The organism is Agarivorans sp. JK6 (genome assembly GCF_045277145.1).
GTDB lineage: Bacteria > Pseudomonadota > Gammaproteobacteria > Enterobacterales > Celerinatantimonadaceae > Agarivorans > Agarivorans albus.
Map to the genome: position 1 here is coordinate 2,860,273 of NZ_CP113525.1, position 26,461 is coordinate 2,886,733.

General features: G+C 45.2%; 22 protein-coding genes. 15 read left to right on the forward strand and 7 right to left on the reverse strand.

The genetic code is table 11. From position 1 onward, the window contains the following. Window positions 1-138: 138 nt before the first annotated feature. From OV592_RS13305 to OV592_RS13350, 10 genes are all read left to right on the forward strand, one after another. Window positions 139-3,381, forward strand: coding sequence for an RICIN domain-containing protein (locus OV592_RS13305; protein WP_406608917.1), 3,243 nt, complete (start codon window positions 139-141; stop codon window positions 3,379-3,381). A gap of 290 nt (window positions 3,382-3,671) precedes the next feature. Beyond that, window positions 3,672-4,751, forward strand: a complete 1,080-nt coding sequence (locus tag OV592_RS13310) for a BMP family ABC transporter substrate-binding protein (RefSeq protein ID WP_406608918.1) — start codon at window positions 3,672-3,674, stop codon at window positions 4,749-4,751. Window positions 4,752-4,822: 71 nt separating this feature from the next. Then, window positions 4,823-5,776 (forward strand): isopenicillin N synthase family dioxygenase, encoded by a 954-nt coding sequence (locus OV592_RS13315; RefSeq protein WP_406608919.1) that lies wholly within the window; start codon window positions 4,823-4,825, stop codon window positions 5,774-5,776. Window positions 5,777-5,843: 67 nt separating this feature from the next. Beyond that, window positions 5,844-7,259 (forward strand): xanthine dehydrogenase small subunit, encoded by a 1,416-nt coding sequence (gene xdhA / locus OV592_RS13320; RefSeq protein ID WP_406608920.1) that lies wholly within the window; start codon window positions 5,844-5,846, stop codon window positions 7,257-7,259. After that, entirely contained in the window at window positions 7,252-9,618 is a 2,367-nt protein-coding gene (xdhB, locus tag OV592_RS13325; protein WP_406608921.1) for a xanthine dehydrogenase molybdopterin binding subunit, read from the forward strand. The genes xdhA and xdhB overlap by 8 nt, the downstream gene beginning before the upstream one ends. Then, the gene (xdhC, locus tag OV592_RS13330; RefSeq protein WP_406608922.1) at window positions 9,611-10,495 is read left to right on the forward strand and encodes a xanthine dehydrogenase accessory protein XdhC; all 885 of its coding nucleotides are present in this window, start codon (window positions 9,611-9,613) and stop codon (window positions 10,493-10,495) included. Before xdhB ends, xdhC begins: the two co-directional genes overlap by 8 nt. Then, on the forward strand, window positions 10,488-11,003 hold the full coding sequence (uraD, locus tag OV592_RS13335; RefSeq protein WP_406608923.1) for a 2-oxo-4-hydroxy-4-carboxy-5-ureidoimidazoline decarboxylase: 516 nt from the start codon (window positions 10,488-10,490) through the stop codon (window positions 11,001-11,003). The genes xdhC and uraD overlap by 8 nt, the downstream gene beginning before the upstream one ends. Further along, a complete protein-coding gene (gene uraH / locus OV592_RS13340) occupies window positions 11,000-11,326 on the forward strand; it encodes a hydroxyisourate hydrolase (protein ID WP_406608924.1) in 327 nt (108 codons plus the stop codon). The genes uraD and uraH overlap by 4 nt, the downstream gene beginning before the upstream one ends. Window position 11,327: 1 nt before the next feature. Continuing rightward, window positions 11,328-12,647, forward strand: coding sequence for a guanine deaminase (guaD, locus tag OV592_RS13345; RefSeq protein ID WP_406608925.1), 1,320 nt, complete (start codon window positions 11,328-11,330; stop codon window positions 12,645-12,647). After that, window positions 12,628-13,827: a urate hydroxylase PuuD gene (locus OV592_RS13350; protein WP_406608926.1), complete on the forward strand. Its 1,200-nt coding sequence runs from the start codon at window positions 12,628-12,630 to the stop codon at window positions 13,825-13,827. The genes guaD and OV592_RS13350 overlap by 20 nt, the downstream gene beginning before the upstream one ends. Before the next feature lie 71 nt (window positions 13,828-13,898). On the opposite strand, the gene OV592_RS13355 is transcribed toward OV592_RS13350, so the two are convergent. Further along, window positions 13,899-14,504 carry a nitroreductase family protein gene (locus tag OV592_RS13355; RefSeq protein WP_406608927.1) on the reverse strand — a complete coding sequence of 202 codons (606 nt, stop codon included), beginning with the start codon at window positions 14,502-14,504 and terminating at the stop codon, window positions 13,899-13,901. A gap of 281 nt (window positions 14,505-14,785) precedes the next feature. Here OV592_RS13355 and OV592_RS13360 point away from each other — a divergent pair, with 281 nt between their 5' ends. Together OV592_RS13360 and OV592_RS13365 are read left to right on the forward strand one after the other, a co-directional pair. Then, on the forward strand, window positions 14,786-15,283 hold the full coding sequence (locus OV592_RS13360) for a GNAT family N-acetyltransferase (protein WP_338621629.1): 498 nt from the start codon (window positions 14,786-14,788) through the stop codon (window positions 15,281-15,283). 81 nt (window positions 15,284-15,364) lie between these two features. Next, the gene (locus tag OV592_RS13365) at window positions 15,365-16,093 is read left to right on the forward strand and encodes a hypothetical protein (protein ID WP_406608928.1); all 729 of its coding nucleotides are present in this window, start codon (window positions 15,365-15,367) and stop codon (window positions 16,091-16,093) included. Window positions 16,094-16,139: 46 nt separating this feature from the next. Here the strand turns inward: OV592_RS13365 and OV592_RS13370 are convergent, their stop codons facing one another. Continuing rightward, window positions 16,140-17,054, reverse strand: coding sequence for a LysR family transcriptional regulator (locus OV592_RS13370; RefSeq protein WP_406608929.1), 915 nt, complete (start codon window positions 17,052-17,054; stop codon window positions 16,140-16,142). 111 nt (window positions 17,055-17,165) lie between these two features. Here OV592_RS13370 and OV592_RS13375 point away from each other — a divergent pair, with 111 nt between their 5' ends. Together OV592_RS13375 and OV592_RS13380 are read left to right on the forward strand one after the other, a co-directional pair. Beyond that, on the forward strand, window positions 17,166-18,086 hold the full coding sequence (locus tag OV592_RS13375; RefSeq protein WP_406608930.1) for a DMT family transporter: 921 nt from the start codon (window positions 17,166-17,168) through the stop codon (window positions 18,084-18,086). 81 nt (window positions 18,087-18,167) lie between these two features. Then, window positions 18,168-18,521 carry a HopJ type III effector protein gene (locus OV592_RS13380; protein ID WP_406608931.1) on the forward strand — a complete coding sequence of 118 codons (354 nt, stop codon included), beginning with the start codon at window positions 18,168-18,170 and terminating at the stop codon, window positions 18,519-18,521. Window positions 18,522-18,682: 161 nt separating this feature from the next. Here OV592_RS13380 and OV592_RS13385 read toward each other — a convergent pair whose 3' ends face one another. The 3 genes from OV592_RS13385 to OV592_RS13395 form a co-directional block, all read right to left on the reverse strand. Further along, complete coding sequence (locus OV592_RS13385) at window positions 18,683-19,078, reverse strand: ACT domain-containing protein (RefSeq protein WP_406608932.1); 396 nt, start codon at window positions 19,076-19,078, stop codon at window positions 18,683-18,685. A gap of 140 nt (window positions 19,079-19,218) precedes the next feature. Next, window positions 19,219-19,758 carry a phosphoribosyltransferase gene (locus OV592_RS13390; protein ID WP_406608933.1) on the reverse strand — a complete coding sequence of 180 codons (540 nt, stop codon included), beginning with the start codon at window positions 19,756-19,758 and terminating at the stop codon, window positions 19,219-19,221. Window positions 19,759-19,778: 20 nt separating this feature from the next. Continuing rightward, on the reverse strand, window positions 19,779-20,972 hold the full coding sequence (locus tag OV592_RS13395; RefSeq protein WP_406608934.1) for an MFS transporter: 1,194 nt from the start codon (window positions 20,970-20,972) through the stop codon (window positions 19,779-19,781). A 156-nt stretch (window positions 20,973-21,128) separates the two neighbouring features. Between OV592_RS13395 and OV592_RS13400 the strand changes: the two genes are divergently transcribed. After that, window positions 21,129-21,368: a hypothetical protein gene (locus OV592_RS13400; protein ID WP_016400646.1), complete on the forward strand. Its 240-nt coding sequence runs from the start codon at window positions 21,129-21,131 to the stop codon at window positions 21,366-21,368. Window positions 21,369-21,382: 14 nt separating this feature from the next. Here the strand turns inward: OV592_RS13400 and OV592_RS13405 are convergent, their stop codons facing one another. Together OV592_RS13405 and OV592_RS13410 are read right to left on the reverse strand one after the other, a co-directional pair. Continuing rightward, window positions 21,383-22,207 (reverse strand): substrate-binding periplasmic protein, encoded by an 825-nt coding sequence (locus OV592_RS13405; RefSeq protein WP_406608935.1) that lies wholly within the window; start codon window positions 22,205-22,207, stop codon window positions 21,383-21,385. 180 nt (window positions 22,208-22,387) lie between these two features. Then, window positions 22,388-26,446: an AsmA family protein gene (locus OV592_RS13410; RefSeq protein ID WP_406608936.1), complete on the reverse strand. Its 4,059-nt coding sequence runs from the start codon at window positions 26,444-26,446 to the stop codon at window positions 22,388-22,390. Window positions 26,447-26,461: the final 15 nt, after the last annotated feature.

Consider the following 26,461-nt stretch of genomic DNA (forward strand, 5'->3'; position numbering starts at 1 on the left):
ATCAGGATGATATGAGTGTTACATTGCGCAAACTAGATTTGTTGCCGCCAATAATTAGCTAACTAAGCTAAGGCGTCAGCAAAGCATTTAACTAACACCCATGCCACATGTTTTTAAAACACTATCATGGAGAAATAAATGCAATTATCCACAGTCTCGGCGCTGGTTGGTGCATGCTTTAGTCTGTTGACTAGTAGCGCCTACGCAGCCACTAGCGTAAGCATCGACTTAAACACCCAAAAGTTTATTGGCGGCGAATCTCAGTTAGATCGCGAAAAATACTTTAACCTACATACCACCCACTCAGAAAACCAAGTTACCAATGATGAGCTTGAATACTTAACTAACGATCTAAACGCAGGCTTTGGCCGCGGCTTTTGGAGCCCGTTTTCGGCCCATAAAGGGCATGACTCCTACCCTAACGAAGCCACCGCTAAAACCAATGGCGCCAAAAACATTAGTAGCACCAAAAACCACAACAACTATGCTTATTTCTCGAATCGCTACATTGTTACCGACCATCCGCGAAACGCATTTGCAGCCAATCAAGACCCTGTAAAAGCCGCCGAGTGGGCAGCCAACTACTTTAAACACTACTTCGATGACAGCACTCGCCCGATTTTTTATGAGCCAATTAACGAGCCCTTTGTACATGCCGGTGAATTTGGGATCGATGCCGATCTAGCACGATCTAAAATTACTGAGCTGTTCAAGCAAATTGGTAAAAAGTTTGACCAAGAAAACATTGATACCAAAGTGATCGGTTATGCCGGTGCTTGGCCGTCGATGGAATTGTGGGATTTTAGACACTTTGATACCCGCATGAAAATGTTCATGGATAGCGCAGGCCCATACATGGATGCCTTTTCGGTACATTTATACGATGGCGTAAACGTAACTGGCGCAAATAGCCAACGCTCTGGTAGCAACTTGGACGCGATTTTAGATTTAGTTGAAAGCTACAGCTACCACAAATGGGCACAGGTTAAACCGCTGGCCATTACCGAATATGGTGGCATTGAAAAAGGTTACGGCGACACCTACAGCGACATTGCTAGCGTGCAATCGGTTCGTTCTATCAACAACATGTTATTCCAGCTGTTAGACCGCCAAGACCGCTTACTAACTTCTATTCCTTTTATTACCGGTAAAGCTAGCTGGCATTACAATGCCGCAAACAACTGGGAACCATACGGCGCAGTAATTACTCGCCCCGACCCAAGCAGTATTGTTAACGGCAAACCTACCCGCTTCTTCTGGACCCCACGTATTCACTTCTACCAACTATGGTCAGATGTAAAAGGGGTTCGAGTTAAAAGCCAAAGTTCCAATCCAGATGTTCAAGTACAAGCGTTTGTAGACGGCAACAAAGCGTACGTTGCGCTTAATAGTTTGTCTGAGAATACCGAGCAAGTTAGTTTAGATTTTGTAAGCAGCTTAGGTAGCATTAATAAGGTAGCTAAGAAATCGTTAAAAATTTACCCAAATGCTGCTCCAGTTTATCAAGACAACAGCAATGTAAATGCTCCAAGTAGCTTGAGCTTAATTGCTGGCGAAACGGTTGTTTTGCAATACAGCTTTAATCAAAACATCGACCTAGACAACACGCTACATGTAAACAGCTATTACAGCACCACTAATTTACAAAGCATTTCTGCCAATAAAGCGCTTAACTTTGCGATTAACAACGTTAGTGCCGGCCAAGGTACCTCAAACCTAAAAGTGAGTATTGGTCGTAAACACAACAAATCGAAGAAGCCAGTCGTGAAAATAAACGGCACTGCGCTAACGGTTCCGAATAACTGGAAAGGTGGCGATCAAAGCTCACGCGATGACTTTTTTGGCGCCTTGCATATCCCAGTACCCAACAATTTACTGAGTAAAAATAACGTTGTTAGCATAACCTTCCCCGATTCAGATGGTCGGGTAAGCTCGGTAGTCTTAGAGGTGAACAACCAAAGTAACGCTGCCGGAACCCAAGATGCAGTAAGCTTTGCCAACACCATCGACAGCCTAGCACCAGGTAAAAACTATGCCGTTACACTAGATTACAGCGCCAGCCAAAGCCGTGACTTAACCGTATCCATTTGGAAAGACCAAAGTTACCTAGCGGGCACAACTGTTAACGTAGCTGCTGGAGAGGGCACTAAAACCATAGATGTTACCTTGGCAAATGAAACGGTATCTGGCGAAACGGGCTACATCATAAAGGCCAATATTCGCCCTCAAGGTGGCGATGTTGCTAGCATTATCAAACAAACCCAAATCAACGATATTGTGATTGAAAGTGACAGCGGCGCAAACTACGACCAAATCGTGTTTGTAGAAAGCTACCAAGAACTCACTAGCGCGATGCAATACACCATTAAGCTTGATTACTCGGCCATGCAACAACGTGACTTGGTTGTAGAGTTATGGGATGAACAAAACTGGTTAGCCTCTGGCAAAACTAGCGTGCCTCCGGGTTCGGGCACTACCTCAGTCACTATTGACCTTAGCACCGCACCGGCCGCAGGTAGCCAAGGCTACAAGCTTAAAGGCTCTATTCGCCCAAGCGGTACTTCGTGGCAAGACAATCTCGATTTCGAGCAGATTAGCAATATTGAAATTGTTAGCGACCTTCCTAGTGAAGACGCTACCAAGCTAGTGATGCCTTCTACCGAGTTGCTGCAGGCTCAAAGCTATCAATTTACTGTTGACTACAGCGCGACTCAACAGCGTGACGTAGTGGTTGAGCTATGGCTGAATAATCAATGGTTGGCCCAAGCTACCGAGCAAGTAGAAGCAGGTGAAGGCAGCGTACAACTTACCGTTGAACTTGATGAGGTAGCACAGGCCGCCAACACCTATACCGTCAAAAACAGTATCCGCCCATTAGGGACCGATTGGCACAGTAACTTAGCCACTAACCAAGTAAACAATGTAAGCGTTATAAGTGACGCACTTACTGCACCTAGCACTTGGACTAACCTGCAATTTAAACACAGCGCCAAATGTATGGACGTAGCAGGTGGCAAAACCACTAACGGTAGTCAATATCACCAATGGACCTGTAATACTCAAAACGACAACCAACGTTTTTTGTTTACGCCTCTAGGAGACAACTGGTACACAATTAAGGCTAAGGTGAGCAACAAATGTGTCGACCTAGCCAGTGGCACCACAGCCAATGGTGGGAAATTGCAGCAGTATTCTTGTGATAACAACAACCCAAACCAAGTTTGGCAGTTAGTTGAACAACAAGATGGTTGGTTTGAGCTGCGTGCTAAACCTTCCGCAAAATGTATTGATGTAAAAAATGCCGCTAGCACTAACCAAGCCAGCATTCAGCAATGGAATTGTGGTAACCAAGCTAACCAACTTCTCCGATTTATAGAATAAATCAGTAAGGTCTAAGAGCCGCTTTGCGCGGCTCTTTTTTCTTTTTACACCTCGCCTACCCCTAATTATTTACCACGCAAAATCGCCTAACATTGGTGCGTAGCTAGCGATTGCTGCACCACAAACAATCATTCATTTAAAACCGTCGCATTAACAATTCCTTCAACTAAACTCAACAAAGCTTGTGAAATTGGGATTTATTGACTTAAATCAAAAAACATGACCAAGTGGCCAGCTTTTTGCTACTTCAATTTTTTAACTAACCGCCATTCCAAGAAACGGAGTTCTAAATGAAACTAAATAAATGGATAAGTGCTGCAGCCTTTGCTGTAACCACCTTAATAGCACCAGTTAGCATGGCTGCCGACGAGCCACTAAAAGTAGGCTTTGTATATGTTGGCCCTGTAGGAGACCACGGTTGGAGTTATGAACACGACCAAGGTCGAATTGAGATGGAGCAGCACTTCGGCGGAAAAGTTAGTACCACCTTTGTAGAAAACGTTCCTGAAGGCGCAGATGCAGAGCGCGTGATTACCCAGTTGGCCAAATCAGGTCACGACGTTATCTTTACTACGTCTTTTGGCTTTATGAACCCAACAATCAAGGCCGCAAAACGCTTTCCTAAAGTCACCTTTGAACACGCTACCGGCTACAAACGCAGCAAAAACGTATCTACTTATGTATTGCGTACCTACGAGGGCCGTTATGTATCAGGCGTAGCCGCTGGCATGACTACCAAAACCAATGTGATTGGTTACATTGCCTCGTTCCCCATTCCGGAAGTGATCCGTGACATTAACTCGGTGTACTTAGGCGCAAAAAGCGTAAACCCAGACGTGCAAATTAAAATTGTGTGGGTAAATACTTGGTACGATCCAGGTAAAGAAGCAGACGCCGCCAACGCCCTTATGGACCAAGGCGTAGACATTATTCTGCAGCACACCGACAGCCCTGCACCACTTATTGCCGCCGAAAAGCGCGGCGTAATGGGCATTGGTCAAGCTTCAGACATGAGCCAATTTGCCCCTACTGCACATATGTTCTCGGTACGTGATGTTTGGGCACCGCATTACATTCGCACCGTTGAGGAAGTTCTTTCTAACTCATGGAAGCCAGAAGATTACTGGGGTGGTTTTGCAGAAAACATTTTGCAAATTGTTTCGGTTAACCCAGCCCTACCCGACGACGTAAAAACCGCCATTAGCGAAACTGAAGCCAAGATTAAATCAGGCGAATTTCATCCATTTACCGGTCCAATGAAAGACAACAGTGGTAAAGAGGTGATCCCAGCGGGTAAAACGCTTAACGACCAAGAGCTAGCGGGTGTGATGTGGTACGTAGAAGGCATCGACGCAACGATTCCTAAGTAAACCTAAATCCCAAATAAACCGATGTTCTTAATGAGTGCCCAGTTTAGCTGGACCTTTACAGCGAGAGTAAGATGAACTTAGCCCTACCTATTATTGATATTTCTACGCTAAATCATAGCGATAGTCAGCACTGGCAAGAAACCATTCAAGCCATTGATTCTGCCTGTCGTGACAAGGGCTTTTTTTATGTGACCGGTCATGGCATTCCTAGCGAGCAATTTGCTGCTATGCAAACCATGGCTGCGAAGTTCTTTGCTCTTAGTGAACTAGAAAAACAAAAGATCAATATTCAGCACTCTGCCAACCATAGAGGTTGGGGGCAAGTAAGTGCAGAGCAACTTGACCCAAGCGGCCCTAAAGACTGCAAAGAGACCTTTGATATGGCTTTAGATCTTAGCCCTTATCATCCACAAGTTGCGCGTTACCCGCAGTTGTACGGGCCAAACCAGTACCCAAATCTTGACGGCTTCATCCAACTTTTGCAGCAGCATTACGAACTCACTTTGCAAGTTGGCCTCAAAATACTTAAAGCCATGGCTTTAGCCTTGGGCCAAAGCGAAGACTTCTTTAGCAAGCATTTTAGCTGCCCGATTAGTGTGCTGCGCTTAATTCATTATCCACCTCAGCAACAAAATGATAACGGCGCTGGCGCACACACAGACTATGGCTGCATTACCTTGCTGTATCAGGATCAAACCGGCGGCCTACAGGTACAAGACCGCAATCAACAATGGTTAGATGCGCCACCGGTGGAGAATAGTTTTGTGGTGAATATTGGCGACTTAATGCAACGTTGGACTAACGGCCGATACAAATCGACGCCGCATAGAGTGCTTAGTCCAAAACAGCAAACCACTCGCTTTTCAATGCCATTTTTTGTAGAGCCAGACTTTGATACTCCGGTGAATACTCTCGCGAGCTGTTTAGCACCTGGGGAACAAAGTCAGTATCCCGAAATAACGGCTGGTGAATGGATACTATCGCGCTTTGCCGATACTTACGCTTATAGAAACGACCAGCAATAATAAAAAAATTTAGCTAAAAAGCTGACCAAATAGTCAGCTTGATAACTGCGAATTTTCCGGAGCAATCATGTTACAACTTATGATTAACGACCAAGCCATCACCTTAAGCCAGCAAGCGGCAGATACCATGCTGCTTAGCTTTTTACGCGAGCGACAAGGTTTAGTGGGCAGTAAAGAAGGTTGTGCCAGTGGCGATTGTGGTGCATGCACCGTAGTAATGGTGAGCCAAGATCAGCAACAACAACTTAGTTACAAACAAATAAACAGCTGCATTACGCCCTTACATTCTTTGCACGGTAAACAAGTCATTACCGTTGAATACCTAAAGCAAGGCCAAGAGCTGCATCCCGTTCAACAGGCCATAGTAGATAAACATGGCAGCCAATGCGGCTTTTGTACGCCTGGTTTTGTGATGTCTTTATATGCCTTATCTCGTCAAACAACTAAACCAGAGCATCCCGAAGAATTTTTAGCTGGCAACTTGTGTCGTTGCACTGGCTATGGGCCACTTATCGAAGCCGCCAAGCAAGTAGCTGCAGCGCCAGCGGCCAAGGATCATATCCAAGAAAATGAGTCCGCCGTGCAGCACTGGATGGGGCAATGTGACAAGCTAGAAAGTGAACACTACTGGCAACCCACTAGTCGCAGTGAGCTAGCCAGCATTCGCGCAAAGCACCCTCACGCCAAATGGATAGGCGGCGGTACCGATTTAGCATTGGAAGTTACTCAACAGTATCAACGCATTGATGAAATTATCGACTTAACCGCCCTTCCTGAGCTCACAGGCATCGAGCGCACCAACAATGGCTGGCGCATAGGAGCAGCGGTAAGCTTAGATAAAGTTCATGCATTTATGGCACAGCACTACCCCACTACCGACGAAATTTTTGCTCGCTTGGGCAGTATTACCATTCGTCACCGCGCCACCTTAGGTGGCAGTTTAGGCAATGCCTCACCCATTGGTGACATAGCTCCATTGCTAATTAGCCTAAACGGCAAAATTGAAGTAGATGATGGCGCCACTACCGAGCTTTACGCACCGGAAGACTACATCACAGGCTACCGCGAAACGCGCTTAAAACCACAACAATGGATTAGCGCCATTCACCTGCCAGATTTGTCTCCAACACTTAAGCATCAAATCTACAAGGTGAGTAAACGTTATGAAGATGACATCGCCACCGTGGTATTGGCAGTAGCCATGGAGTGTGATGACCAAGCCAGAGTAAGCCACTGCGTGATCTCAGCAGGTGGCGTGGCGGCTAAGTCGGTGCGCTTAAGCCAGCTAGAAGACTGCATATTGGGTGAAGTCTTCAACAACAACAAACTCAAGCAGTTACAAGCCCTAGTGCCGCAATATGTAAAACCCATTGATGATGTGCGAGCGAGCGCAGCTTACAGGGTATTGCTAGTACAGAATCTATTAAAACGCTTCTACCTCTATAGCCAACAATTACCCACGAGGTTAGCCGCCTATGCGTAAATTAACGACTCAGCACCTCGAGCAAACTGCGCCAAGCCAAGTAGTGGGTAAATCGATTCCCCATGAGAGTGCAGCTAAACAAGTCGCTGGCGAAGCGCAGTTCATCGATGACTATAACCTGCCAAGTGATTGCTTGCATGCTGCTGTCATCACTAGCCAAGTAGCCAAAGGTAAAGTACTTGCTCAGCACTTAGATTCGCTGCAACAACACCCCGATGTAGTTGCGGTAATTCGCTGCCAGGATATCCCTGGACACCAAGATATTGGCCCGATATTTAAAGGCGATCCGCTGTTAAGCGAAAACGAGATTAGCTACTTTAAGCAGCCTGTGGCCCTAGTTCTTGCCCATAGCCACCAGCTCGCATGGCAAATTGCCCACCAAGCTAATCAAGAGCTAATACAATACCAAAGCGCCGATACGCTAGCGCTAAGTGAGCAAGATATTAGCGATTTAAGCCAGCCCAATGCAACCGTGCGCCCAAGCCATTACATGGGCAAGCAAATAGCCGATGCTCAGCTAGACCGCAGTGAACTGCAACTAAGTGGTGAACAACATATTGGCGGGCAAGAACACTTTTATTTAGAGGGACAAGTAAGCCTCGCACAGCCAACCGAAGATGGCGGCGTTATGCTTTACACCTCTTCACAGCACCCTAGCGAAGTACAAAAACTAGTAGCAGAAGTATTAGGTATTGCGTTTCACCAAGTTACCGTAGACATGCGCCGCATGGGCGGCGGCTTTGGCGGTAAAGAAACCCAAGCCGCTCAATGGGCGTGCTTAGCTAGCCTTGCTGCCTGGCATTGCAATAAACCGGTGAAAATACGCCTACCACGCAGTATAGATATGGCTGTAACCGGCAAACGCCATCCTTTTTATAACCGATACCAACTAGGTTTAAGCGCCGAGGGAATCATTGAAAGTGCTAAATTAGAGGTGAATGGCTTGTGTGGCCACTCGCCTGATTTATCCGACGCGATTGTGGATAGAGCGATGTTTCATAGCGACAACGCCTACACCTTAGGTGAAGCCGAAGTCGTAGGTCATCGATTAAAAACCGATACCGTTTCACATACTGCCTTCCGCGGCTTTGGTGGCCCGCAAGGCATGATGTTAATTGAACAGGCTATGCAAGACATCGCAATTGCTACCGGCCAAGATGCCTTAGATGTCCGTTACAAAAACCTCTATCGAGATGGACATGCCACCACCCACTACGGCATGCCAGTAGAGCAACATCAAGACCAGCTTAACTTAATTAAACAGTTAGAAGTGAACGCAGATTACCGCGCGCGTCGTCAGCAAATAGATCAATGGAACAACTCTAACTCGCTGATCAAAAAAGGCCTTGCCTTAAGCCCTGTAAAATTTGGTATTTCATTTACCGCTAAACACCTTAACCAAGCAGGCGCACTGCTACATGTGTATACCGACGGCAGTGTTCAGTTGAATCATGGCGGCACCGAAATGGGCCAAGGCCTGCATACCAAGGTTCAGCAGATTGTGGCGCAAACTTTGGGCATTCCATTTAGCTATGTGCTTATTACGTCTACCCGCACCGACAAAGTGCCTAATACCTCACCCACCGCGGCTTCTTCAGGCAGTGATTTAAACGGGATGGCTGCGCATAATGCGGCGACAGAAATCAAACAACGTCTGCTTGAATTTGCCCAGCAACATTACCAGCTTACAGCAGAACAAATCACCATAAACCAAGGTCAAGTTAAACTCGCCGAGCAAACCATTAGCTGGGCGGAGTTAGTGCAACAAGCTTACATGCAGCGAGTATCACTCTCGGCAACGGGTTTTTATAAAACACCAAAAATTTGGTACGACCGCGAACAAGCGCAGGGGCGACCATTTTTCTACTTTGCACTGGGCGCCTCCGTTAGCGAAGTGAGCATTGATACGCTAACTGGAGAAATGAGCGTAGACCGCGTAGATATTCTGCATGATGTAGGCACCAGCCTTAATCCGGCCATCGACATTGGCCAAATAGAAGGCGCTTTTATTCAGGGCCTAGGCTGGCTTACTAACGAAGAGCTGGTATGGGACAAAAAAGGCAAATTGCTGAGTAATAGCCCGGCAAACTACAAAATCCCCACCATTGGCGACTACCCCGAACAAATGAACATTACCTTGTTCGACCAAGCCAACCCTGAGCACAGCATCTACCGCTCTAAAGCAGTGGGCGAGCCACCTTTTATGTTAGCCATTAGCGCTTGGTGTGCCATTTACGATGCAGTGACGTCAATCAGCCAACATAAGCTGCCAGCACAGTTAGATTCTCCTGCCACCAGCGAGCGAATTTTAATGGCTTGCCAAAAACAATATGAGTTTATGGAGGCGCAAGATGAGTGATTGGCAAACTCGCTTTTTACCCAATAACTGGTTAGATGCCTGCAGCTATCTTAAGCAGCAACAGCAGCCATTTTGTATTGCGACCATTGTGGCCGAGGCTGGTTCTGTGCCGCGAGCAACAGGCGCTAAAATGGTGATAAGTCAGCAACAACAATTCGATACCTTAGGCGGTGGAAATTTAGAGTTCTCGGTGATCAAGCATGCACGCGAGCAACTAGAAAAAGGAACAAAATCTAATCATATCGAACGCTTTTCCTTAGCTGCGGATCTAGCCCAATGTTGTGGGGGCGCAGTACAAGTATTGTTCGAATACTTCCTGGTTGATCAGCCACTTATCACCATTTATGGGGCGGGACATGTAAGCCATTGTTTATGTGAAATACTGGCGAAACTGCCAGTACAAGTGCAAGTCATTGATAATCGCCAGCAATGGCTAGATTCAATTAGCCAATTTGGTGTGAACACCCACTATCACGCGCAGCCAGAAAATAGCGTAGCAGAGCTAAAAGCCAACTCTTATGTTGTCATTCTAAGCCAAGACCATAGCTTAGATTTCGCTCTCAGCTTAGCTGCGCTGCGCCGAGGAGATTTAGCCTTTGTAGGCGTGATTGGCTCTCAAACTAAAGCCCAACGATTTAGGTATCGCTTAGCCGAACAACTTGAAAATCCGGCACAGTGTGATCAACTCTCCTGCCCTATTGGCCTAGCCGACGTGAGTGGGAAGTTACCCATGCAAGTCGCGGTATCGATTAGTGCCCAGCTGATCACGCTGCTAGAAAAACACGCTAAAACCAGTGACAAGGACCAGCAAAAACAGCAATGGGAATCTAGCAACACCCTGCGAAAACAACTTGCGGGAGAACAGCTCAATGAGTGACGACAAAAAACATCTTAAGCTGCTAAACAATCTTCCGCACAGTCAATTCGTTAGCGAAATGGCCAGTATTTGCAGTAGTAAAACATGGCAAAGCACCATGGCAGCATTGCGCCCCTTTCAGTCGGTTGAGCAGTTTATGTCTATGGCGAAACAAGCCTTTACTCAGCTAACAGAGAACGATTGGTTGGAGGCTTTTGCGGGTCATCCAATGATTGGTGATTTAACCAGTCTTCAAAAAAAATACAACCAAGCCAAGCACTTAAGCGAAGCAGAGCAAGCACAAGTTAACCATGCTCAACAAGCCACTCTTAGTGCTTTACTCGAACTTAATCAGCGTTATTTAAGCCGTTATGGCTTCATTTTCATCGTATTTGCTAGCGGTAAATCCGCCGAGGAAATGCTGCACATATTGGAGCAGCGCTACGGGAATAGCCGCGAGCAAGAATTACGCAATGCAGCCGAACAACAACAACGCATTAGCCTGCGTAGAATGGAGAATTTATTTTGAGCACCTTAAGCTGTCATGTACTCGATACCACTTGTGGCCAGCCCGCAGCAGGTATTGCGGTAGAAATTTATCGCTTTGGTGAAAGCCAAAGCTTAGCGAAAGGCTTAACCGACCAAGACGGGCGTTATAAGTTTGAACAATTAGACTTACCCAGTGATTGCTACTGCCTACGCTTTATTACCGAAGAATACTGCCTAGAGCACTTCCAGCAATGCTTTTTTCCTTTAGCCGATGTGGTGTTTATTAGTGATGAGCAACAAGCCCATTACCACATCCCGCTGCTGTTAAGCACCTTTAGCTATTCCACTTATCGAGGCAGCTAAGATGACGCGACAGTTACACCGCGGGAGTATTTTACACTTTCCAAAGGCCACTATTGCACCGAGCGATAACTACCAATATCTCCATGATGGCATGTTGGTTGTTGAGGATGGTCTTGTTCAACACCTTGGGGATGCGCAAGATTACTTACGCAACAACCCCGAAGTACAAGCGGCTGTTATTCAGCATCATGGCCTTATTATTCCGGGGCTTATCGACAGCCATGTGCACTACCCTCAGGTAGAGATTATTGCCAGCTATGGCAAACAATTATTGGATTGGTTAAACACTTACACCTTTCCCGCTGAGCAACAATTTGTTGAGTCCGCCTATGCTCGTGCCCAAGCCGAGTTTTTTTTGCAACAACTGTTTGCCCACGGCACCACCACCGCCAGTGTGTATGCAACCGTTCACCCGCAATCGGTAAGCAGCTTTTTTGAGGCGGCAGAAAGCTACAATGCACGAATGATTTGCGGCAAGGTATTAATGGACAGAAACTGCCCCACCGCCCTGCAAGATAGTGCTGAATCTGGCTATCGAGAGAGCAAGCAACTGCTGGAGCAATGGCACAAAAATGGCCGGCAACTCTACGCAATCACACCGCGTTTTGCGCCTACCAGTAGCGAAGCGCAATTAGCTAAAGCGGGTCAGTTAGCCAAGGAACACCCAGATAGCTTTATTCAAACTCATTTGTCAGAAAACCCCACCGAAGTACAGTGGATTAACGAGCTATTCCCCGATTACTCTGACTACCTGGCAGTGTACGAAGCGCATGACTTGGTACGCGAACGTTCGCTATTTGGCCATGGCATTCATCTTACCGACCGTGAGTATTTAGCCTTGGCAAGCTCAGGCGCAACCATCAACTTTTGCCCCTCATCTAACTTGTTTTTAGGTAGCGGTTTATTTAACTACCAACGCGCCCAAGCCAATGGCGTGGCCGTAGCGCTTGCTAGTGATGTAGGCGGTGGCACCAGTTTAAGTATGTTTGCTAACCAAGCCGATGCCTACAAAGTTTGCCAGCTGCAACAAGCCAGCTTAAGCCCTTTCGATTCGTTGTATTTATGTACTCAAGGCGCAGCAGTGGCAATGGGTATTGAAAGGCAAGTGGGCAATTTAAATGCAGGCAGCGAAGCCGATTTTATTGAACTAGATATGCACCCCACTCCGATGCTTAGCCAGCGCTTAAATAAAGCCAGCAGCTTAAGTGAGAAATTATTTGCCATTAATACCCTAGGTGATGACCGCGTTATAAACGCCACCTATGTAGCAGGTAAGCAAGTTTACAAAAAAGGACAACACTATGTGGCCACAGCTGTATGAATGGTTAGCCCTCTTTATTAAATGGTTTCATGTCATTGCAGGCATTGCATGGATAGGCGCTAGCTTTTATTTTGTTTGGTTAGATAACAACTTAAAAACGCCGCCAGAATGGAAAAAGCAAAAAGGCATTAAAGGCGATTTGTGGGCGGTGCATGGCGGCGGTTTTTACGAAGTAGCCAAGTACCAAGTAGGCCCAGAAAAAATGCCAGAAAAACTCCATTGGTTTAAATGGGAAGCCTATAGCACTTGGCTTAGTGGCACATTGCTGCTGTTTTGGATGTACTACCTTCGCGCCGATGCCTATCTAATTGACCCACAAGTGATGGCTTTAACCAGCTATCAAGCCATTGGTTTGGGAGTTGGCGGCATTGCGCTTGGTTTTGCCATTTATGAAGGTTTACTACGCTCACCCATTGCTAACAAACCTTTGCCCTTAAGCCTTTGTTTAATCGTTATAGGTGCACTGTTTTGTTTTGGTTTTACTCAAGTATTTAGCGGCCGTGGTGCCTTTATCCATATGGGCGCATTAATTGGCACCATTATGGTGGCTAATGTGTGGATCAAGATCATCCCAGGACAGCGACAAATGGTGGCGCAAGTTAGCGCTGGCGAGCCCGTTGACCCTGCGCCCGGTCTAGAAGCTAAAAAGCGCTCGGTGCATAATAATTACCTCACCTTGCCAGTCATTTTCTTGATGATTAGTAACCACTATCCAATGATTTATCAGCACAGTCATAGTTGGTTAATCCTCTGTGCGCTGATCGGCTTAAGCGCTTGGATCCGCCATTACTTCAACCTAAAACACCAGGGCGTTCAAAAGCCCAGCATTATTGTCAGCGGCACTGCAGGTTTGCTGTTACTGGCGGTGTTTTTAAGCTGGAGTAACGCTAATCGCCCTGCGCAGGTTCAAGATCAAAACAACAATGAGCTAAACGCCGAGCAGGGCCAAGTAATGGCAATTATTCGGCAGCGCTGTACCACTTGTCACAGCCGCATGCCTACAGACGACACTTTCACCGCAGCACCAGGCGGGGTAAATTTAGATACTTGGCAAGATGTAGAGCGCTGGAAAGCACGGATTGTAGAACGCTCATTTGTTAGTCAAGACATGCCGTTTTTAAACAAAACCCAAATGACTGATAGCGAACGGCAACTACTTAATCAGCATTTAAGTAACTAAGGCTGCTCTCAACTGAACCTGTAGACCCAAGTTGTTACAAATACAGTCTGGGTTTATCTCTAACTTTAAATTTAAGCAAAATGGTTTTGCATCAACACCTGGTGCATCGCTAATTGTCCCCCGCGTACACCTGCCGGTTTAGCCGCTTTGCCAATAGCGATGATCATACCAATCACATGATCTTGGGGCAGCTTAATAACCTCAGCCAATTGGCCAGCATCAAAACCTATCATTGGGCAAGTATCGTAACCCAAGCCTTTCGCTGCTAGCATTAAGGTTTGGGCTGCCATGCCGCACGAGCGCATCGCTTCATCACGTTGCAACTGATCTTTGCCGTGATAAAAACTAGCTAGCATATCTACCAAAACACCCTGCGCTTTAGCGTCTACATTTTGCCAATAGCGCTCTGGTTGCTTAGCCCAAGCTTGAGTGTCAGCACATAACACCAATAGCTCCGAAGCCTCTGTCACTTGGGGTTGGCCCCAAGCAGCTTCACCAACTTGCTCTCGCACCTCGGCATTGCTGACTCTTACAAATCGCCAATGCTGAATGTTGTAAGAGGTGGGCGATAACAACACAGCTTCCATCATTTTCTGGAAATCTCGCTCACTCATTTGTTCGTCGGAATCAAAATGCTTAACCGCACGACGTTGCTCAATGGCTGTAAATAGTTCCATGGTTATTCCTTAAGCTTTATAGGTAAAAAATTTGGTAAAACTTAAGGCGTTGACTTAAGTTGCCACCAGCTTAATTCCACACGGTTTAAATGATAATCCCGCTTTTGCAAAAGATACTGTTGAGAAAAACTATACAATTGTCTTAGAAAAGTGCTTTTAGCGTCCTATATATTCAACAAAAATTGTGAGCAATAACTGGAATATTGATTAGCCTTTAGCAAAAATAATTCGCTAAAATACTTAAGTTTCTAGCGACGTTTTAGCAAGCTAAGGTATAAGGTGTGAGCCAAGAACTGTATATAAGAAAACCCGAGCGCAGCGATTTAGAAGAGCTAAGCGAGTGCTATCAAAACAGTGAGATATTTCACCGCCCTTGGAGCTATCCGCCAAAAAATGTGCGTGCTTACTTAGAAGAAGAACACCGCTACTTTGTTTGCCTGCAAGCAACGGGTGAAATAGTAGGTACTTTTAATATCTCGGCTATCATTCGCGGCCATTTTCAATCAGCTTACCTTAGTTACGAAGTCTTTCATCCTCACCAAGCCCAAGGCTATATGCGAGCAGGCATCCGCTTAGTATTAAAAGAAGCCTTCGAAGAACTCAACCTGCATCGCTTAGAAGCCAATATCCAGCCAGCCAATAAAGCTTCAATAGCATTAGTAGCAAAAGCAGGGTTCGTGAAAGAAGGTCTATCAAAAAACTACTTAAACATTGGTGGTAAAGGATGGAAAGACCACGAACGCTGGGCGATTATTAATCCTAAATGGCGAAGTGAATAAACCGCACAATCACTGAAAACACCAGTATTTATCCAGCTTGGTCTAAGATCTAGAGAGCCTTACAAATAACTAGGTTTTAGCATGAGCATCATTAGCAATATTTTAAGTAATACCTCTCTTTGGGAGCTTATGGTACTAGCGGCAGTGATTTACATTGCGACTCAACCAGAGCTTCGTAAGCGGATCACTAAGCTCAAGTTTGGCGAATTTGAACTAGAGCTACAAAGCCTAAAACAAGAAGTGGAGAAAGGTAAGGAAAAGATTGTAGAACTAGAAGCAGAGATCGAAAATGATAGGCGCCAGTTCGACGATATTCTGCAAAATTTTGACCCTCATGCCCCGGTTAGCCAATTAGCTGAAGCTAGACAAGCAATCATCGCCGAAGCACGCAATTTATCAGAAACTGATTCCCTAGCAGATTACCTTCGCTTAAATGCTTCAGCAAAAGAGCTTTACATTGCTGCTGTAAGCATTAGGGAGAAAAGACCTGTATCACTGTTGCCAGAGCTGATCCGTTTTTTAGATGAACTCGCGAGTGACAGCCAGCTTGGAGGGTTTAGGCTAAACACAATTTGGACCTTGACCAGCGGCTTACATCGTACGCTAATTGCCTGTATTCGCGATGGTGTAGCACCAATGCCGGATCAACAAACCTTAGCTTATGCTCAGCAAGTTTTACTTAAACTCAACAACCATCCAAAAGTTAGAGCCGACCGCCCCGACGCCCCACTAAAAGGCATACAAGGCCCAATTAAACATGCACAATCTTGGTTAGAAAAAGCGATAGCTGGGGCTAGTAACGGCGAATAGTAATTAGCTCAGTATTCACATAAAACGATAGCAATACACTTAGCCGCTAGCTGGGGTTAAGCTCCCAATATGGCTGTTCAGCGGCTAAGTGCTCTATGGCAAAATCGACAAAAGCTCTCACCTTGGCAGGCAAAAATTGACGCTCTGAAAACACTGCGTAAATGCTTTGGTTTGGCATTTGGTATTGGTCTAACAGCTTAATTAAACGCCCCGCTACAATATCTGGCCCAGCCACAAAAGTGGGTAAGCGCCCAATGCCTAATCCTTGCAACATGGCTTCGCGCAAAGCTTCACTATTATTCACTCGATAATTGCCTTTTACGTCTATTGATTGTGATTGCCCATCACGCATAAATGTCCATTCTTTTACATCTCGAGAATAGCTAAACTGAAGGCAATTGTGGGAGGCTAATTGTTCAATAGTTTGCGGTATACCATGAGGCTTTAAATAGTCTGGAGAGGCGCATAACACGCTTTTTAGCGGAGCAAGTTTACGAACAATTAATGATGAATCGGGCAAGTTTCCGGCTCGTATTGCTACGTCAAAACCTTCGGCGACCAAGTCGACAACTTTGTCCTCCATCACCATATCAATAGTAATTTTGGGATAACGCTGTAAAAACTTGGTTATCAGCGGTGCGATATGTAAACGGCCAAAAGACATAGGCGTGTTAATGCGCAGCAAACCTTGTGGCTCCCCCTGCAATTGGGCAACCGCATCTTGGGCATCTTTTGCAGCATTATTAGCTTTTGCCGCATGCTCAAAATAATGCTTACCCGCTTCGGTTAAACTCAGTTTACGGGTAGTACGGTGCAGCAATTTAACCCCAAGTTGCTGTTCGAGTAGATTAATCCGCTTACTGACTGCCGACTTAGAGATCCCCAAACTACGCGCTGCAGGCGAAAACCCACCATGTTCAACTACTGCTACAAATACAGGAATTGCTGCAAATCCGTCCATGAGCTCACCACTGTCAACTAAATCTCAACAGTTATTATCAAAATAGAGGGATTATCAGTCAATATAAATATTATTACACTGGCGGCATGACTGAATAACGCGGTATTTGCCATGCTAAACCCAAGCTACACTCAAACTAAGCCAAGCTTAAATAACAGCCATTTGACAACTCATGGCTTGATGCTGCTAATGGTTACGCTAGTCGCTAGCTCTTTCCCAGTCGGCGCTGCGATTACCCACGCATTACCTCCAGTAGTGATGATGTTTTTGCGCTTCCTCACTGCGGCTTTGTTATTTGCCCCCTATGTGTTGTACAGAAACGGATTAACGTTACCTTCTGGTAAAGCCTTAATGGGATATGCATTGCTGAGCGTACCCTTGGTGATATTTTTTTGGTGTATGTTTGAAGCGCTACGCCACACCAGCGCGTTAAACACCGGTGCTTTATATACAACGTTGCCTGCCATTACCGCCCTTACTAGCTTTTTTATCCTAGGCCAAGCCATAAAACTACAAAGAGCAGTGGGTTTAACAATGGGTACTTTGGGCGCTTTGTGGATTGTGTTTCGCGGTGATGTTAATGCGCTATTTGCATTAACGCTAAATCAAGGAGACTTGCTGTTTTTGCTCGGCTGTGTTGCTTTAAGCATTTATAACCCCTTAATGAAAAAGCTTTACCAAGGCGAGCCACAAGAGCTAATGACATTTTGGGTCTTAGCATTTGGCAGCCTGTTTTTGTTGCTGCTTTCACTCACCAGCTTAAATGAAATTAATTGGTTAGCAGTCCCTCTAAAAGCTTATGCTGGCATTGGCTATTTAGCCTTGTTCACCACCCTAACTACCTTCTTCTTGCTGCAAATAGGTACGGTGCGCCTTGGCCCCACCAAAGTGGCAGCCTACAGTTACTTAACGCCTCTATTGGTTTTAGTGCTTACGGTAAGTATGGGATTTGAGCAACTATCATGGCGATTATTGCCTGGCGCAATACTGGTGCTTTTTGCAATGCTAATTATTCAAAATGACAATAGTTGAAACAGATGATTTTTTCTTGACCCGAGGCAATATTCTCAAATAAGGTAAGCGCGAATAAACCAATACTACAGGACGTAACTCATGGCACAGGCAGATATCGCTAACTTTGTTGAAGTTCTTACTAAAGATCCCGATCAAATTCGCTTTGAAGATAGTATGAAAATTATTGATGCAAACTACGAGTTCACGCCAAGTGCATTTAGCAACGGCAAGCAACATAATGCCGAAGGTGAAAATTCAGGTTCATGCAAAGTATTTGCTTTTGGTCAATTAAACGGATTAAGTAAACAACAAACCCTAGCCTTGTTTGGCCAATACTACCAAGATGTATTGTCTACGCCATACAGTGACGACCACCAAAATATTCGCCAGTTTATTAAAAACGGTTGGGATGGCATTAGCTTCAGCCAACCTGCCTTAAGCCTTAAGCCTTAAGCCTTAAGCCTTAAGCCTTAAGCCTTAAAGCTTAAAACGTAAAAAGCCGCTTAATGCGGTTTTTTAATTTCGCTAGTATCATCTCCACCGCTTCTCAGAGCCCCCTCAAAAAGTAGCACTACTCTGCAACGACCGCCAGCTTTAAAACGCACTTAGCAATACTAAACACTAAACTCTTGTAAGGCCTGCATTGCTGCTTTTGCTTTGTCGGTTTGCACAAATACATGATCGTGATAATAGGCAGCAATTACGTTCGCACTAATACCTTTTGATGCGAGCTTGTTGGCAACCGCTGCGGTTAGCCCAACAGCCTCTAAGCTAGAGTGCACTGTTAAGGTAATCTGGCTGAATGAGCCCTCATACTCCAAGCCCGCTGCTTTAGCCGCTGCCTTTTTAACAACAAGTGTTAAACCTTCAGATTCTATAAAAGTGGCTACAGGTTCTAGTTCCAAGTATTCGCTAATACCTCCAGGAACCGTGCAAAATACAAATTCTGCATCTATCAACTTAGGACGCATAGACCTTAAGAGCTCATCTAAATCTGTAATTCCTGACATGCTGGCAAAATCCTTTTGTGAATGCACCTTTATTGTATAAAACCATGGGCAAAATACTTAGTGGTTTCCCCACTCCCCACGAACATAGCAAGCTATCTGTTAGCTTACCCTAAATCTTTAACTCCTTTGGGTAGTTAGAATTATTGCTTATCATCTACCACTTTTAGTTTAGAAATATAAGGAAGGTTACGGTTTAAATTGTTCCAAGGTAAACCATAACCCACCAGCATATCGTCGCTGTCCATTAAATAAGCAAAATGTTGTTTTACTGGAATATCTACTCTGCCGGGTTTTACCAGCAAACTAGCAATAGACAAAGATGAGGGTGAGAACTGAGCACTTAGATGGGCAATAAGCCGCTGCATCGTTCCGCCAGACTCTATGGCATCATCAATTACAATCACTGGCTTATTGTTAATTTCGATATTTTGATGATAAACAATGGTGGAGTTGTTCTGCCGGTCGCCAGGTGTATGTGGGCAAGAGATGTAATCCATTTCAACTTCAAAGCTTAACTGGCGCACCAGATCAGCGGTAAATAAAATCCCCCCCGGAACTACCGTAATCAGCACAACCGTTTTACCTGCATACAAGTGATTGAGTTGCTTAGCTACCGTGCTTACTCCTTGGCTAATTTGTTGCTGGCTTAATACCAGCTCGCCGATGTGTTTGTTTCCCATAAAACCCCTTTGTACTTAAACTAAGTGATGGCTGGCCGATCGCTTTTTGTTGGCTGCGACTGCGGCCAGAGTTTCAGTCGCTCGGTGCTAAACATCATTAAACCACTAAACACTAGCAATGCGATTGGCAAGACCACAAAAGAACTAGATGCTGCCAATAAGCCAATAAACGGAGGCATTAAGGTAGTACCAACATAAGCGCAGGCCATCGATAAACCAATAATAGTCTGCGATGCTTGCTTGCCAAACCTTTGTGGCGTTAGATGAATAGTATTTGGATAGATAGGCGCACAACCAAAGCCGATAAACATTAAGCCTATTTTAGCCAGCATTGACCAACCTGGTATAAGCAAGAACACAACACCTACAAAAATAGTTAATACTCCACCACGAACTAGCTTACCTTCTGCAATTCGCTCAGAAACAAATCCACATATAAAGCGCCCCAGTGTTATCCCCAAAAAGTACATAGCGGTCCAAAAAGCAGCATTAGCGGCACTTACCTGCTGCTGACTAATTAAGTAACTAGCAGCCCACAAGCCAGTCCCCGCTTCTAAGGAGCAATAACAAAAAAAAGTAAGCAATTGCAGCTTAACGCCTTTCATTTTAAAGGCTAAAGCATTGCTTAGCGGTGTATGCTGCTCACCGCTTACTGCTAAATTCTCGCTGGTTGCGCGTCGCCACAGCGGCAAAGCCAACAGCAATACAGCAACTAAGGCAAACTGAATATAAGAAATACTGGCGTAACCGTCGCGCCAACCTTGTTGCTGACTCAGATAAAGCGCCATAATCAAAGGACCAGCAGTGGCACCAACACCCCAAAAAGAATGCAAGTAATTCATATGTTTTGCTTTGTAGTTTATCGCGACAAAGTTATTTAAAGCGGCATCCACTGCGCCCGCACCTAAACCTAAAGGCACAGCCAAAAGCACCAGTAACCAAACGTTGTAAGTTAAGCTAAAGCCAAATAAAGCAATCGCAGTCATGAGTACGCTTACAGCTACCACTTTACCTGTGCCAAAGTAATGAGTTAGCCGAGTAGACAATAGACTCGACACCACTGTTCCTGCACTAACCACAATAGAAATTACGCCGGCAAATTCGAGGCTGGCGTTTAGGTCGCCCCGCATGATTGGCCACGATGAGCCCAATAGTGAGTCGGGCAAACCAAGGCTAATAAACGCTAGGTATATAATCGCTAACAGCAATAGCATTTCAATTACTCACTAGGTAAGACAGATGAACATCAAAGTAACTGAACAATACTCTTCACTACGATTGCTTAATAGCGATTTTCTCTCATAAAATACAACAAAACTCTCAGTTAATGATGAAAGGCAATTCTTTGCTCTTCAAATAGAGGTGAAGGCATGAATACTTACAAAATTCGTTTTTTCAATTCTGCCGGATATCGTGACAACGAAATCATCCGCACTAATTTTCAGATTGAAGAGCGGAACAATAGCTTGGTGGTCTTAGAAGAAGGGGTTGTTGTTGGTAATGCTGAGATGGTTGAACAGCTTATAAACGAAACCCGCGGTTGGCAAGAAGCCAACACCGCAGTCAGTGCGGAGAAAGTCACAAGCGAAGGTGGTACGCTTAGTCACTAAGCCCAACTAAGAACTTAATCTCGCTTCACCACGCCAAAATTAGATTGCTGCAATAACCACGCTTGCATGTGTTTGTCGAATAAACGTTCGAAGGTATTAAACTTAGTGAGCTGAGTGACCCGTTCACTTAAATGGCGCCTTAATGCTTCGCTATTACAACCTGATTTTTTTGAAAAAGTGAAATACAAACCTTCAATTGAGATTGGGTTATCTAAAGCAACAACCTTTGATTTTAAGCCCGCCGACTCCAAAATGGTTAAACCCTGGTATAACTCATACAGAACATAATCGAAACGGTCGGCCAACAACATGGCAAAAGAGCGCTCAGCCGATGCACTGCTAAGTATTTTCAGGTTCTTTTTGGCGTAAGCATCAAAGTCTTGACCAAAGCTGTTATTTACTAAGGTGCCTCCGCGGCGGTCTAACAAATCTTCCCATTTTTGATAATTAAATTCGTTACCTTTTTTGGTCCAAACAACACTGGGAACGTCAGTAAACTGCGGCACAATGTAGTCCATGTATTCTTGTCGCTCATTGGTTAGAAAGGCGCCCGCTAACATGTCTATTTCACCATGTTTGGCTTCTTGCAATGCTCTTGCCCATACGCCTCGATCCCGAGCGTCAACACTAATCTCGGTGTCCATTAAAGCCAACTCAAGTAGTTCTATGGCTAAGCCAGTAAGCTTGCCGGGGTGATTTTGGTCTCGCCATAATATGGGAGGGTATTCGGCATTACCGGTTACCACTATTCGATTACAAATAGTTAGCTCGGAGGCTGACACCCACTGAGAGCTGCTGAGTGCGACAATCAAGAATAAGGTTTTGGTAAACGCGGACATTGCGTAGCTTCCTTAAATACAACCTGTATTTAAGGTTAGCGCTAAGTACTTAGTTAGCAAGCTTGCTTAGTGCTAAGCAACTGAAAAATTTGTATTTAGTGACCAGACTCCAATTTAGCTGAAGGCTCATTGTCAGCATCCGCTTTATAAACTAGCTAAGGATGTGGTGAGCCTGCCAAACTAATCCGCTTGCTTATCGGTATTTACCTGTTTCGCTTGCTGCCAAGCTTGACGGCAAAGCTCACTGCCATCTGCATCCAGCGGCGCTTCCACTATCCAGCGCAATGGTGAAACAACCGGGCTGGTTACAAAGCGAATGGTGGTGCCAATTAAACCACCACTTGCGATGCCTATTTTGAAATCTTCAAAACTTCCAGTCACTTGTACCGGTGTAGACAAACCAAAGATTTGCGCGCGTTTCGCTTTTGGTCGCAACACCATTTTTACTTGTTGTTGCTTAAAGTCCACTTCGGTTTCACCTAGCACTCTCATGCGGGAAGTGTCTGCCAACAAGACATTTTGCACCAATTCACCATCGTTACTATCAAATGCGGCCACCACACAATTAAGTACCGATTTGTCAGAATCATCTAACTCGGGAACTACAGCACTAGCAAGACTTACCGCCCATAAGTCCATAATTCCGGCTTCAAATTCTTTAGGCCAAACCGCAAAGCCTACCTTACCGTTGGCACTCTCTAACCATTGCTCAAGCTGTTCAAACTCACTGTTTACATCTAGATGTAGGCTAAAACTGCCTCGCATTTCGGTATCGGGTTTTATCCGCCTTGCTAACAAGCCATAATCAAAATTATCGATATCCGCCTTAAGCTGACTATAAAAACCTTTGTCTAAAGCGCTTAACTCGCCACTAAGGTTAATTTCACCGCCTGGCAGGGCCAACCATAGAGGCGCTAAACGTAAGCTGCCATCGTGTAACTGCCAATGCAATTTGCCCTCGCCTAACCAATCTTCGCCAGATTTAACCCGCTCAACATCTAAAGAAAAATTGGCGTTTAAACGCTGGAACACAGCTTGACTCAACAAAGGCTGAGCGACTTCGTTTGAATCAACTTGATTTTTCTCCTCAGCATTACTTTGCGTTTGTTCAGCTGGTAAATCAGTGCGTTGCTCAAGCCCTTGCCAATCTCCCGTTTTAAAATCATCTAACTGAATATTATTGGCACTAATCGCAATATCGAGTTGGGGTTTAGCGTTTACGGTACTTAAGTTAGCCAAGCCTGTGAGCTCGCTATTTGCTACCGCTAATAGCATGTTATTAATAGCGTAGCCTTGCTCGTTTATCTGCAATTCACCGGCAAGTTCTATCGGGCCAAACGGTGGCAGTTGAATACCATGCAAGCTGTCTAACTGACTTAAACTAGGGCTTTTTAAGCGCATAGCAAGGCTTAAGTTATTGCTTGAAACGGGACGTGGAAGTGTCGCCTCTGCCTCTAAATTAACCTGGTTTATATCTAAATTAAGCTGAATTGGTAGCTCACGAGGTTGTTGGCTAAACTCGGCCAAACTGAGAGTGCTTAGCTCTACACTTAACGGAAGCTGCTTTAAGTGACCTGTTAGGGCCAAAGCCAAGGGCTGCTGCGGGCTAGCAGTTAAGCTACCTTGATTAAGCTCTACTCTTGCGCTCGCTTGAGTATTGGGGTCAATTAAGTCCCAATAGCCGCCAATCAGCTTAGCCGAGAGCGTGGTGCTAGCTAATAGCTGGGCTATATTGTCGCCCTTTAAAGACAAATCTAGTTCTGCACGTTCCAAAGCTAAATTAGCTTGTTCTGCAATATTGAGTTGTTTAAGCAATTGAGGGATATTTGGCTGCTCACTAGCAATAGTAAAATCTAGTTTTAGTGGTGAACCGCGTAAATCTAATACTGCGTTCCCCGCTATTTTACTTTGAGCAAACTCGCCACTAAATGGCGCTTGCTGCAACCAGCCATCACGCGCAGAAGCTTGCAGTGCTATTCGATTAAATTGATGTTCACCTAACAGTAGTTGCGCTACCGAAATATTAAGATCTGCATCATGAATAGCCACACCTTGCGGCAAGATAGGCACACTAATATCTATTGCCTTTTTTTCACTAGCCGGTTGGCTAGCAGCTTTATCTTCTTTTAATTCTGGCTGTGCAGATTCGCTGGGCATAAAGGCCATTAGCTGGGCTATGTTAATGCGTTGCCAATCGGAACTAATGCTCACTAAACCTTGCTCAGTTTTACTTTTATCCCAACTTGCTTGTAACTTGCCTTGGCTGTCGGCTAATTGAAGCTGATTAATATTAAGTGATGAGCGCCCTTTTGCTGCCTGCAATGCAAGATCGAGCTTAAAAATCCCCTGCGCTTCTTTGTCTACGCCTAGCCATGGCGCGAGCAAACCAATACGTGGCGAATCTGCATTTAACTGCAGACTTGCTCCCTGCTGCCACACGCCACTAGGTAGCTCTCCATTTAGGTTTAGCTCTATTGCGGGCGAGTCTAGCTGCATGCGCACTTGCCACGCTTGTTGATTGAGCATGGCTCTTAGAGGGCTGGTATGAATTACCGCGCTAACCGGAATATCTAGCAACACACCATCAAGATTAACGGCTACTTCACTCGCTAATCCGGCACTCATATTGGCACTGGCAATATCAAAACTGGTGCCAGCGGGTAAGGTCATACGGCTGTCTTCAATTTTGTAGTTAAACTGGCTACTTTCTAGTAGCTCAGCAACATCACTACCCGCAGCATTAATGCGTAATACCGAACGGCCAATGCTTCCAGTACTTCCCGCCAACATTGGAATGCGGCTGGCTAGTTTATCTAGCGGAGATTTTTGCGCGACCAAACGCATTGACGTTGTTAAGCGCTCGTCCTGCACATTTGCTTTTAAGTTACCGCGAAAACGAATGTCGTCGACTACTGCGCGCAGCGGTGCTTTTAACTGTTCACCTTCTACTTTTAAACCTAGGCTAATGGATGATATTTCTTGCGGTAGCCCGATTATCTCACCAATGCTTAACGACAAATCTGCATCGGCTTGATTTAACCAGTAGCGAATAATCTGCAACAACGGTAAAGCTTCAGCTTGTGTTTCTGCTTCTTGAACTTGCGCGACAGCGGACTTATTTGGCTTCGGCTGAGTGGGAGTATCAACTAAAGGTTCTTCTGAAGACTGATTAGGCTCAACGTTGGGAAGCCAAACGCCTAAATCAATTTGGTTTATATCTAAGTTGCCATTAATAGCCACTGGCTGGTGCCCGGTAAGCGCTAACTCACCAGAAAATTGGCTACTCCCCAAAGTGGCCGATATTGGCGATAAACTATAGCTACCAGGTTTACCATCAAAACGGGTCGCCAGTTTAATGGGTGCAATATGCGATAAACTTTCGCCTAGCAATCGGGAAATCGAATCGGCATTTTGCCAATCAAGTTTCAGCTCCAAATAGCTGTTTATTTCTTTTTGCGGCGCCAACTGGCCCGATAGGCCCAAACTAGCATCTGCCACCTGCATATTCAGTTGCACGTCGCCAGCTCGCCCCTGCAATAAGGGCTCTAACTGCCAGGTTGAATCTAAGGAGTAACGCTCATCTAGCATGCTGCCTTTGGCTGTCATCGCCAAGGTCTCGCTATCCAAGGAAGTTAGTTTTAGCTCTTCGAGCTGCCAGCTTAGCACTGCTTCAGCAGCTTGGTCTGTATAGCTAATTCTGGCATCACTAATCAAAATTTGCTCTTTGATTTCAAAGCTATAGTTAATACCTTGCCAAGTGAAATCATTGTTACTCTCTGATTTGCTAAGCTCTGGCTGAGAGGCTGTATTGCTTGGCGAAGCTGCAGAACTAGCAAATTGCCAATTGTTTTCGCCTTCCTCGGTTCTTATTAACTCTAAATAAAAACCATCTAGCAGTACTTGCTCGATCTCTAGATGCTGCCTTAGTAATGGCAATACTTGAACCTGAGCACTGGTTTTGCGCACTTGAGCAAAGCTTTGTTCACCAAAGCCGCTAGGATTGGCAATATGAATATCTTCAACGCTAATCGCTGGACGAAAAGACAGCTCTAGTTGGATATTTCCGTTAATACGAACATCTCGCTGCAGTTGCTCGCTAAGTAGCTTGGTAACTAATTGACGGCTATCACCAATCTCTACCTTCACACCCACAATTAAGGCTGCAATAGGTAGCAGGACAATAAGCAACAACACTGTTAAACCTATTAAGCTTCGTTTTAGCCAGGGCTTCATTTTCATCACGACAGTCACGTT